Source organism: Corynebacterium sp. NML 120412, assembly GCF_002285155.1.
Lineage (GTDB): Bacteria > Actinomycetota > Actinomycetes > Mycobacteriales > Mycobacteriaceae > Corynebacterium > Corynebacterium gottingense.
This window is the reverse complement of sequence record NZ_NSGL01000001.1, coordinates 156736-168876: the sequence shown is the minus strand read 5'-3', so window position 1 is coordinate 168876 and position 12141 is coordinate 156736. Positions and strand designations below refer to the sequence as shown.

Below are 12141 nucleotides of genomic sequence, written 5' to 3'. Positions count from 1 at the left end.
ACACGATTACTTTAATCACCACCGTGAGGTAGCTCGCACTTCGGGCGGGTGTTATCACCTTCACAAAAGGAGAAATAGGTTCAACTAAGCGACGCTCCATAAACCGAAAGACCAAAGGCCCCGCGTAACTCATTTTCCGTTCCCGCAGGACCTTGCCTAAGAGAAACCCCTACACCTCCGGCAGCAGCTCCGACTGCTCGCCCACCGTCGTGATCACCAGCGCGTCGCGGGCGCGCGAGGCGGCGACGTAGAGCAGGGAGCGCTCCTGCTGCAAAGCGGCGGCGCGGTCGTCGTCGGACAGCCCGGCGAGGCGGAAGGGCTGCGGGAGGATGTCGCGGCCCACGCTCATCAGGATGACGTGCGTGAACTCCATACCCTTGGCGCCGTGCATGGTCATCACGGCCACCTGCTCCCCCGACGCGTGCGCCGCGTCCTTGGTCTGCACGGCGTCGATGCCGTGGTCGGCCAGCCCGCTGACAATGCGGCTCAGCTGCCCGCGGGTGCGGCACATCACGCCGATGCGGGGCTCGTGGACCTCGTCGGCGTCCAGCCAGTAGTTGATGTAGGCAGCCGCTGCGTCGAACTCCTCGTCCGGTGTGGCGCAGCGCAGGAGCTGGGGGTTCGGGCCGGAGCGGGCGGATCGGTAGCCGTGGGTGTCATCGGTCTCTCCCGCGGAGTCGGTGAACTCCCCCGCCGCGCTGAGGATGCGCACGGCGTAGTCCAGGTTTTCCTTGGTGGTACGGTAGTTCAGCGTGAGCTTGCGCGACGCCTTGCCGCGCGTGGAGATGCCGAAGCGGCTGAGCACCAGGGGCTGGCCGTAGATGCGCTGGTGGGAGTCCTCGGCGAGGAAGATGTCGTTGGGGCCCGGGTCCACGCAGGCGCGGAGGAAGCGCCAGTGGCCGGCGTTGAAGTCCTGGGCCTCGTCAACCACGACGTGGTCGAACAGGGCGCGGTCCGAGCGGTCGCGTTGGATGCGCAGGAGCTCGGCACCCACGGCGGACATGGTGGGCCAGAACAGCTTGCCGTCCACCGCCTGGGTCTGCATCGCGGACTGCAGGAGCGTCCACACCACCTTTCGTTGAGCTCTACTCAACGGCGTGCCGCGGCCGGTACGGGCCACCTTGAGGTACTCCGCCTTGGTGGTGATGGAGTTGGCCAGCACAACGCCCTCGTACTCGCGCTGGAGGAAGGTCTCGTTGGTGGTGCCGGCGGGGAGGGAATCGGCGACGGTGGCGTCGATAAGCAAGAGCCCTCCCCAGACGCGGGCGGCCTCGTCGTTGCTGTACGGGCGCACGCGCGGGGTGCCGGTGCCGAGGACGCGGCGGGTGGCCTCCTCGACGTCGGCGGGCGCCGCATTGGAGATCACGTGGCGGACCAGCTTGTCAATGTTGGTGACGCACAGGCCGGGCTCGCCGGGCTCCGCGGCGGGATAGTTGGGGTTGAGCGCGGCCATTTGCTGGCGCAGGCCGCCCGCCAAACCGTCCGTGAAGGTGGTGAGCAGCACGCGGGGATGCCCCCGCTTGAGCAGGTGATTCGCGCGGTGGACGGCCACGACCGTCTTGCCGGTGCCGGCGCCGCCGAAGACGCGGGCCGAGCCCTTGTGGTCGCCCTCGACGATGCGGCGCTGCTCCGGGTGGATGTACACGCGCCACTGGTCGAAGCTGCCGGACTCGATGACTGCGCGCAGCGAGTCGGTGTCCACGTCGTCCACGTAGGCGAACTCCAGCTGGGCGGCGTCCTGTTTGAGGCCGGCGAGGATGCGCGCGTCCTCGGAACCCGGCTGGTCAGCGGCCTTGCCCGCAGCGTCGGTGGTGAGGTTGAGCATCTCCTTGACGTCGTCAATCGTGTAGCCGGCGACGAGCCCCTCCACGGCCTCCGTCTCCCACTTCGGGCGGCCCTGCATGAGCGCCACCAGCTGGGATTCGCGGGTGAGCACGAAGAGCATCTCCGCGATCGTCTCGTCCACGCCGAGCTCGTCGTGCAGCAGCGCCGGCGTGTACCCGCGCTTCTCCAGCTCGGTGCGCGGCGGCACCTCCTCCGGCTTCAGCTCCACCGGCGTGACAGCCGCCTGCGCCTTGGCCAGCTCCTCGGCCTCGCGAGCCGCCTCCTCGGCCTTACGCTGCGAGTCCGACACCTCCGGCTCGTGGGCGCCCGAATCGTCCGCACCATCCGGCGCCGTCCGCTCGATCAGCTCCGTGATGCCGTTGACCGCGTTGGCGCGCAGCTCCAGCCGGGCCGGGTCGAAGCGGCGCGCGGACTCGATGCCCTCGTCGTGCGAGTCGACGTGGACGAGGACGAAGTGGTGCACGTCGCCGTCGCGAAGCTCAAAGAGCACGGCGCGGAACTGGTCATTGATGCGCCCGGTGCGCACGCGCTTGTCCACCGAGTTCTTAATGGTCTTGATGTTCAGCGACGGGTTCGTCGGGTCCGCGGCGAGCGTCTGCAGGAAGTCCATCGTGGGCTTCATCAAACTGCCGTCCAGCTTCAACCCGCCGTACAGCGAGAAGGTCACCATGCTGTTACTCCTTCATGTCCTGGTCCGATGCTAGTTGCCCAGCAGTGCCTGCGGAATCGCGTCCGGGGTCAGCCCCTCCGGATGCACAATGGTCCACCCGCCGCGCACGAGGTCCGCCTCGGCCTCCGCGTACGACGGGTCCGCCTCCAGCAGCAGCGCCACCTTCGCCTCGCGCCAGATCAGCGCGGTGGGCAGGCTGCCCAGCTCCTCGCCGATCTCGCTCGCCGGCGTCGCGTGCTGCGCGGCAAGCGTGCGCAGCGCTGCCACCACGGCCTCCTCGTCTTCGAATTCCTCGATCGCCACGGCCCAGGCCCCAGCGACCTGCGGCGCGGGCTCCGCGGGCAGGGTTCGCTTCTCGACGCCCCCCGCACTCGTCTCCACACGCACACCCTGACCCGCAAGCCAGAGCACGTTGGCCATGCGCAGGTACTCGTTCCACGCGTCGGCCTCCAGAACGCCCGCGGAGGTGTCCATGAACAGGCGCTCGGGCACGAACTCGGTTGGCGAAAGCGGGCGCAGGTCCAGGCACGCCCCGCTCGGCAGGGCAACGCGGACCATGGAATCGACCACGCTCTGCTGCCTGCCCGGCGCGCCCAGCACCAGCTCGGCCAGCCCGCGTCCCAGCGCGGGGAAGGTGGCGGTGCGCGGCGCCTTGAGGTAGCGCAGCAGCTGCTCCATGGGGGAGGCGAGGAGGAAGTCGACGGCGTCGCTGTCCAGCTTGGGCAGGCCCGAGATCGTCCGGCGCAGCTCCGCGGTGACCCACCAGGGGGCGACGGCGTCGGCGCCCTCGCGCTCGAATCTGTCCAGGTCGGCGTCGGTGAGGCTCCACGGGATCGTGTCGTCCTCGAAGTGCAGGGTGGCGCGCTTGATCATGTCCTGCGGGAAGCGGAAGTGCGCCTGGCTGGCGTGGTAGGCGTAGCCGTCCGTGTACACGGCGACGGGGCGGATGTCGCCGCGGCGCCGGTGGGTGAACAGGAAGTCGGGGACCGTGTGCCCTTTATTCACCTGCTCCTTCATCACCCACTGCTCGCCGCTGGTGCCGGGGAACGTGATCTCCAGCTCCATGCGCCCGGCGTTCGGGCGATCCGTCACTGTGACGTTTCGCGCCTCGAGCGCGGCGCGCAGCACCTCGCGGAAGCGCAACTCCAGGGTGGAACCCTCGTCGGGCGCGGGCGGGGTGGTCTGCGGCTCCCACGGCACCGCGAGCGCGTCCGCGCCGTCGGCCGGGTGGGCCTCGTTGCGCAGGATGGCGCGGATGGCGCGCTCGGCAGCGCCGCGCGAGGTCACGTCCTTGTGGCGGAACTCGGTGTAGGGGAGCAGGCAGTGCGCGCAGGCGAGGCGCTCGTCGCTGTGGCACTCGCACGCCGCCACGCGCCGGTACGCCTGCTCGAACAGGCCGCGGACCTGCTCCGGGGAGGCGAACTGGGAGAGGTAGCCGGTGCCGCCCGGCACGCTGTCGTGCAGGAGCAGCGCCTCGATCACGCCGCCGCCCGCCGGGTTGGGCACCGTCACCGTGTCCACCTTGAGGTGCTCCGGGTCGCCGCCGAGCACCTCCTTGAAACCCAGGCGAAGCGCCGCGGTGAGGCTGGGCACGGTGGCCTTGTCGCCGGCGGTGAGCGTGCGCGGGATGTGCAGCAGCACGCCCTGGGTGCGCAGCGAGCGGCCGAGCGCGGTGGTGACCGTGTCCTCGTCGCGCTCCTTGCGCTGCGGGCACCAGGGGCGGTGGTCCCACTTGCTGTTCTCGCCGCGGGCGGAGTCCACGTGGCCGCAGATCCGGCACAGCGTGAACAGGGGAGCGTCCACCTCGCGCCCGGCGAGCATGCGCGGCTGCGCCTGGCCCTTGCCCAGGTTGAACCAGCTCAGGTCCGCCTGCGGCAGGTACTCGGCGCCGAAGCCGCCGCTTAAGTACCAGTGCCCGCCGTCGGGGGCGTGCTCGGGCACGGCGAAGGACATGGCGGTGTGGAAGAAGGTGGTGCGGCGCTCCTCGGCGGAGGCGTCGATGGTGGCGTTGCTGCGGTCCACCTCGGCGGCCACCTTGCGCATCTGGATCACGTCCATGAGCTGGCCCTTGTCCGCAAAGGCGGCGGCGCCGCAGCGCGGGCACGGACCAGCCCCCGGGGTCGCGCCGCCGGAGGCGACGCGCTCGCCGTAGGAGCACTCCGGGCACAGCCGCCACTGCTCGATGTTCTGGCCGTCAAAGCCCATCTCCACCGAGTCGATGGTGGCGGCGATGCCGCGGGCGTAGAAGGTGGCGCCCGGCGCGAGCTCCTGCAGGGCGGAGGAGACGCCGCGTTCCACCTCGAAGCTTTCCGGCATGAACTCCATGGTGGTGGGGTTGAGGTAGGAGATGGCCACGGCGAGTTCGACGGAGTCGTCGATAAGCGTGAAGTTGGGCAGCAGGCCGTAGCGCTCCAGGGCGGAGATCCAGCGCTCGCCGAAGGCTAGTTTGTACAGGTCGCGCTTGGTGCGCTTGAGCGCGGCCTTGACGCTGCGCTTCTCGCGCTCGAGGTCCTCGTCGATGAACTCGGCGTCCAGGTTCGCGGCGCCGGCGTCGCGCTTTTTCAGCTCGTCGTCGATCTTGTTGAGGTCGCGCTCGCGTTGCTTCAGCTGCTGCACTTCGGCGTCCCACTGCTCGCGGGCGGCGGTGAGCGCGCCGGCGAAGGAGTCGGGGCCCTGCCCGGTGGCCCAGGCGCGCACGCGCGAAAGCAGCTCCGCGTCCAGCTCCTCACGGGCGAGCGAGTCCAGGAACTCGTCGACGCGGGGGCCGACTCCGGCGGCGATGATGTGGTGCAGGGCGTCGATAAGCGGGACGCCCTTGCGCCCAAAGACCGACTGGGCGTCGGTGGTTTTCACGCCGAGGGCCGGGAGGTCGGTCGAGTCGATGAGGTAGGCGGCGACCTGGCGGTGCAGGATCTCGGTGGCGGAGAGGAAGGCGGCCGGCGGGGCGACGGCGCCGGAGATGACGCCGAGCGGCTCGTTGAGCTTGGGCAGTGTGGACCCGCGGCCGCGCACGAACGCAAGGACGAGCGAGTTGCCGGTCAGGCGCCCGGCGCGGCCCACGCGCTGCACGTAGTTGGCCACGGTGGTGGGCAGGGAGGCGAGCATGACGGTGGACAGATCGCCGATGTCAATACCCATCTCCAGCGTGGGGGTCGCCACCAGCACGTTCGGGGCGTCCGCCGTCGGGGCCTCGCCGCCGCGGAAGGCGCGCTCCAGCGCTAAGCGCTCCTCGGGTGGGACCAGGCTCGTGTGCTCCTTCGCCACCACGGTGCGCGGCTGGGCGGAGGTGTAGAGGCGCCAGTAGTAGTTCGGCTCCACGGGCACCTCCTGGTAGGCCCCGGAGCAGCCGGGGGTCGCGCACGCCTGCCCATTCATCAATGTTCGCGCATGCTTATCGACGCCCATCTGCGCGTGGCAGATCCCGCACCTCAGTAGTTTCGGCTCGGCCTCGCTGGACACCACCACCTGCTCCGGCTCGAGCGCGTAGATGGTCCCGCCGGTCTTGGTCTGCACCGACGTCATGGCGTTGCGGCTGGCCAGGGCGGCGAAGAAGTCGCGGAGCACGCTCGCCGAGTCGTGCGTGGACAGGCCCAGCATGGTGGAGGTCCAGCGGGCGTAGCGGCCGCGCGGGCTGGACAGGGGAGTAATGCCCCGGTCCTTGTCATTGAGCGACTCGCCCACGCGCGGGAACTCGGGCGCGCCGCCGCGGGGGAAGGGCGGCACGCCCTTGGACTTGGCCAGCCGGTTGTGCAGGTGCCAGCTGTTGCCGTCGTCGCGCAGGTAGGACTTCAGCCACGGGTGGTTGATGCCGCCGCGCTCGCGGACCTGCTCCACCACGCCGCGCGCCCAGCGCAGCTGCACGTCGGCGTCGCCGCTGATGGTGGACTGCTCGGCGGCGTGAGATACGGCCTCGCGGGCGGCAGAGGCGAGCACGGCGTCCGGGATGTCCACGCCGACGTTCAGCGCGCCGGTGAGCGTGAGCGAGCGGGCCAGGTCGGCGCGTTGGCCGAACTCCAGGGCGGCGTCGAAGGCGAGGCGGTGCTTCGCCTCGCGGGTGGCGCTGCGGCGCGCCTGGGCATCCACGCTCATGTCCCAGAACGGGCGGTAGTTCACCGTGTCGGCCAGCTCCGGGGGCAAAAGCTCGTAGCGTGCGCGGGCGGGGTCGTTGTCGGGGGAGTGGTGCACGGCGGCGTCGATAATGCGCTGCGGCATCTCGGCGAGGCTCACCGTCTCATCGCCCACGACCGCGTAGGTGAAGGTGCGCAGCGCGAACGCATGGGAACGGGACTGGACGAATCCTGCGCGGTGGGCGGCGTCCTGCACGGAGTCGGCGAAGACGAGCGTCTTCTTCTCGTCCTGGTCCAGCTCGCCCATGCCGAAGAGGTTGGACAGCCCCACGGACAGCAGCGTGGCCACGCGCGAACCGATGAAGCGGATGGTGTCCGACTCACCGCACGACGGACAGACCTGGTCCTTGGCGTAGTCGGCGGCGTCTTGGCCCGAGTAGGTGAGCACGGGCACGGAGGTGCCGCGCGAGAGCTCCTCGTCGCTGGGGGCGGCGGTGGACAGCGCGCGGGTCTCCGTGTGCAGCCACATGGGGGTGCGCTTGCCCTCGGGGTCGCGCGTGGCGGTGAAGTCCACGCCGTCGGTGGTGGCCTGGCGCAGCTCGTTGATGGCGGTGATCAGGGGGCGCTGGCGCTCGATGTGCTCGATGGACTGCGTGCGGATCTCCGCCGGGTCCAGGATCGGCGCCTCGGTGCCCGGCTCCAGGCTGGTCATCCACCCGGCGCGCCCGCAGGCGCGGCAGTAGCAGGCGGGCAGCCACACGGCGGGGGCCTGCTCGTCCGTGGCTTCGGCGGTGACGTCGGCGCCCTCGCCGACCACGCCGTCGTCGTACCAGCGGAACTCCTTGCCGTCCGCGGTGGGGGTCACGGCGCGGTCGATGCGCGAGACTTCGCGCACCCACAGATGTGTATCCACACCCGGCAGGCGCTTGCCCTCAAAGCCGTACTTCTCGCCCGCGAGCGCGCGCAGGTGCGCCACCGCCGTGAGCAGGTGCGTGACAAACTCGGCGGCCTCGTCGCCCCTGAGCTGGCGCACCACTGCCTGCCCCAGCACCGCCTCCGGCAGGGCGGTCGCCTCGCCCGCGCGCGCCACCATGGGCCGCGCCTGCGCCGCCGCCTCGATGATCGCCCTGGTCAGCGGGTGCTGGGCGTAGGCGGCGATCGTCGCCTCGAGCGCCTCGCCGCAGCCCCACACGCGCCTGCGGAACACGTCCAGCACCACCTCGGCGTGCTCGCGCCCCGTCGCGTCCCCCACGATCGCGCCCAGCACCTCACGGATGGCGTCTACGCTGGGCATTTCGCCTATCGACGCCCCCTCACTCCCCCCATACGTCCCCGCCATCTCCGCCTGCCACTGGTCGAAGGTCAGCGCGGTTTCCCCGATCAGCGCGTCGGCGGGGAAGGGCTCGCCGAAGATGGTGCGCGCGAACTCCAGGATGCGGCCAGTATCGCCCTCGCCGCCCAGCGTGGCCGACGTGGCCACCGGCGTGACCCGGCCCAGCGGGTTGTCCGCGTACTCGCCCAGGGACCCGTCCGGCTGGTGCGACTTCAGCATGAGGCCCAGGCGGCGCAGGAGGAGCGCGACGTCGGTGCCCTGCGCGCCGTCGTAGGTGTGGAACTCGTCCAACACCAGGTACTGCAGGGAGGTGGCGCTGGCCCGCCAGATGTCGCGGTCCGCGGGGCGCAGGAGCAGCTCGTCGAGCATCTTGTAGTTGGTGAGCAGGATGTCCGGCGGGTTCTTGCGCAGGGTGTCGCGGTCCGTGATCAGCGAGTCCTCCGTCACCTTGGTCACGCTTGTGTTCTGGTCGCCGACGTAGATGCCGGCGTCCACGCCCTCCAGCCCCGACTCCGAGGTGAGCAGGGTGGCCAGGCGGCTGGCCTGGTCGTTGGCCAGCGCGTTCATGGGGTAGAGCAGCAGCGCTTTGACGCCGCGCTGCCCCTTTTCCCGCATCCGTTTCGCGTGGGCGAGGATGGGGTAGAGGAAGGCCTCCGTCTTACCGGAGCCGGTGCCCGTGATCACCAGGGTGGGCTCGGGGCGACGCTCGCCCGCCCGGGTGCGGCTGCGCAGGCGCTGAAAAGCTCCTGCCTGGTGGTGATAGGGAGTAAACCAGGCGGGGAGCCACCCCAGCAGCCCCTCCCACTGCGTGGCGCGCGCATAGGGGAGGCGGGTGCGCACGTAGGGGCCGCGGAACATGCCGGTCTCGGTGTCGTCCAGAAACGACCTCAGCGCCTTCGCAGTATCCGGGTTGGCCAGCGAGAACGTCGTGGTGAGGTACTCAGTGACGCCCTCAAGGACGTGCGCGGACGCGTGGACGGGAAGAAGAGTAGACACGTCTTCCTACTGTATGGGGTGAAGCGCGATCCATCAGGGAATCCCAGGTAAAGCAAGCGCCCCGAGGGACCTAGTCGGACCCAATAAGGATCCCGGTAGCCTCGAGGCTCACACGTAAAATCCTAGCAGCAGTCTTTGCACCTCGACGCATGAAGATATGGAGATGAAAGCATTCATGCCAATTAGAAAACGGCTAATGCCCGGACAGCAGCTTTTTGGAGACGTTTTTGACGCGCGAGAATCTATCGAAAGTGCACGGACAGGGTTCATCGAAAAACTTGCAGATGGCCGGATTAGGGTGACGATCCTCTACCCAGAGGCCCATTTCTTCGAACGCTTAGGAGGGCTGGGTGGGGTACAGCACCCTGGATCCTCTTTTGAGAACACCACTCGTTACTTCATATTCAGCGGAGCCGGGTCTTCCATCGCTCTCTACGGGTGCCGCGAGTCAGGGCGGTCATCGTCAACATTTCGGCATACCGCAAGCATCTCGTTTGTAGCGGAGCATGCGGTTCATCTCCTTCCAGAAATTCTTCTAGGTGGTGGGTGTGGAGCTATGCGAGCAGAAATCAGTGGACTGTTCAGTTGGATAGGCCAGGGTGCGGTCGAACGCGAATCAAGTTGCAAAAACGGCAGCAGTCCCGAGTCAATTTCGGTGAAAACTATCAACAATCCACCTTTTGAAATTGACAAAACGTCAAAGTTCAGACGTACCCTCCGATCAACGTGGGCTGTTCACGAAAGCGGGTACCCTTCTCACCGCGGCCCCGCCGTCACCGTACAAAGTCGTGGGCTGTTCCAGTTAGATTATTTCGCTCCTGGGCCTTGGCGGCCATCTCTCAGGGATATCGAGGCAATACGGGACCTCATATCAATTTCGAGTTGGTCTCCTCAAGAAGTACTCGAAATCGATGTGTGCTTCAGCATTCTTGAGCCGGAAGAGCAAGACGAGGAACCTGACTGGAAACCGATGGATGGGATCGACACAATCCAGTCGGTCCCTGAGCAGAAACCGCCCACGATCCATCTGTTTCCTTTCAGCGAGATTGGTCGAGAAGGTATTTGTAAGTGGCTCGAAATATATAACGACCCACGCTCAGCTCGTACGATCCAGAGCTTGAATCTACTTCTGCGAGAGGACCTCGTCCTTCCACAACGCATTAACCTCATCGGTAACGCAATCGACGGGATCTTCCACTATCTTTTCCCGCAAGAAGAAACCAAGGATGATTTCGTTGGTTTCAAAACTGAATGCGACAGAATCCGGAAAGAGGTTCGTTGCATCTTCAATAAAAACCAATTCCCGAATTGGTCCGCGAGAATGGCTGACGCGTATAACCGCACTAAACACGCTGGGAAAACAGTTACCTCTGACTCTCACGATGAAATCCGGACTTACATCGAGGCGCTGTTCATTGTGCGCGTATTGCTCGCCAAGATTTTAGGAGTTGAAATGCGCACCCTGAAGGAGTTGATCCAAATTGACTACGGGAACCCTAGACGGTTTACGTACGGTGTGACTCACGATCCTTTTGACGATTGGTAAAGACACCGCCACCAGTCAAGTATTGGCTCCCTTTCCTTGTAGGTTCCCGCACGACTCCAAATACGAGCTCATCTCGTAGCAACGCATAGAGATTTCTTCACAGCACGTGCCGGTGCACCCCTGATCCAATCCATGGAAATGCACTGGACCAGGGACCGAGCACTCTCTCCTACCCCAACTCCGCCAGCAACGCATCCAGCGTCGCCTCCGCACCGACCTCGTGCAGCGACTTCAACACGCGCGCGTAGGGTTCGGTGAATCGTTCGTCATCAACCAGATCGCCGAAGACCTCGCGGTCGCGCAGGAAGGCGAGGACATCTTCGCGGTTACCCTGCGCCGTTTCCTGCAGGCGGTCCGCCATGCGGTCGACCACCTTTATCGGGTTGCCCTGCTCGTCAACGCCTTCGGCGTAGCGGGCCCAGGAGGCGACGATCGCGGCCGACAGCGTCACGGGAGCCGCACCGGATTCCAGGTTTTCGCGCACGACCGGGAGCAGCCACTTCGGGATGCGGTCCGAAGACTCCGCGCACAGGCGCGCGACGGTGTCCTTCACCGCGGCGTTGCCGAAGCGGGCGATGAGCTGGTGGCGGTAGGCGTCGAGGTCCACGCCCGGCAGCGGCCGCAGGGACGGGGTGCCCTCGCGCTCCATGTAGGCGAGCAGAAAGTCGCGGAAGCGCTTATCCGCCATCACATCGTGGACGAGCTCGTGGCCGGCGAGGTGGCCGAAGTAGCACAGGCCCTGGTGGGAGGCATTGAGGAGGCGGAGCTTCATCAGCTCGTAGGGCACGACATCTTGGACAAGCTCAACGCCCACCTTGTCGTAGTCGGGGCGGCCGGCGACGAAATTGTCCTCCAGCACCCACTGGGTGAAGTCCTCGCACACCACGGGCCATTCGTCGACGTAGCCGAACTTCTCGGTGATGTCGGCGCGGTCGCCGTCCGTGGTCTCCGGGGTGATGCGGTCCACCATGGAGTTCGGGAAGGTCACGTTGGCCTCGATCCACTCGGCGAGCTCCGGGGAGACGGCGGTGGCGAAGGCGTGGAACATGCGCTGCGCCATGTGGCCGTTGCCCTGGATGTTGTCGCAGGACATGATGGTGAACGGGCGGGTGCCGCGCTCCTTGCGGGTGAGGATCGCCGCGGTGATCAGGCCGTAGAAGGTGGTCAGGGAGGCGAAGTCGCCTGCCTGCAGCGCCTCAATATCGGCCGCGATGTGCGGGTTGTGCAGGTCGAACTCGCCGCGGACGTGGTCGAAGTTGTAGCCGCCCTCGGTGACCGTGAGCGAGACGATCTTGATCTGCGGGTCCGCAAGCTTATCGACGGCCACCTGCGGGTCGTCCGGCGCAAAGACGTAATCAATGATGGAGCCGACCACGCGCGAGTGCTCCGAGCCGTCCGGCGCCTTCTCGGTGACGGTGTAGAGGCAGTCCTGGGACTTCAGGGCGTCGCGCATGCGCGAGTCCCCAGGCATAACGCCCATGCCCACGATGCCCCAGTCGGTGTTCAGGCCCTGGGAGAGGAGCTTGTCCAGGTAGAGGGCCTGGTGGGCGCGGTGGAATCCGCCGACGCCGAAGTGAACGATGCCGGGGGTGACGGCGGAGCGGTCGTAGGTGGGGACGACGACGTCGGTGTTTTCAGCGATCTGCTGCAGGGTGTCGTTGGAGAGGTGGATGGTCATGGTGCT

4 protein-coding genes are annotated in these 12141 nt (G+C 67.1%); 1 reads left to right on the top strand and 3 read right to left on the bottom strand.

All coding sequences use genetic code 11. The features are described 5' to 3' along the window. Positions 1-169: 169 nt before the first annotated feature. Together CKJ84_RS00640 and CKJ84_RS00635 are read right to left on the bottom strand one after the other, a co-directional pair. Entirely contained in the window at positions 170-2515 is a 2346-nt protein-coding gene (locus tag CKJ84_RS00640) for a 3'-5' exonuclease (RefSeq protein ID WP_095545610.1), read from the bottom strand. Between the two features lie 30 nt (positions 2516-2545). Then, on the bottom strand, positions 2546-8911 hold the full coding sequence (locus tag CKJ84_RS00635; protein WP_095545609.1) for a DEAD/DEAH box helicase: 6366 nt from the start codon (positions 8909-8911) through the stop codon (positions 2546-2548). A gap of 163 nt (positions 8912-9074) precedes the next feature. Between CKJ84_RS00635 and CKJ84_RS11970 the strand changes: the two genes are divergently transcribed. Further along, a complete protein-coding gene (locus CKJ84_RS11970; protein ID WP_158221655.1) occupies positions 9075-10457 on the top strand; it encodes a hypothetical protein in 1383 nt (460 codons plus the stop codon). Positions 10458-10626: 169 nt separating this feature from the next. On the opposite strand, the gene CKJ84_RS00625 is transcribed toward CKJ84_RS11970, so the two are convergent. Further along, a complete protein-coding gene (locus tag CKJ84_RS00625) occupies positions 10627-12135 on the bottom strand; it encodes a mannitol dehydrogenase family protein (RefSeq protein WP_095545607.1) in 1509 nt (502 codons plus the stop codon). Positions 12136-12141 lie beyond the last annotated feature (6 nt).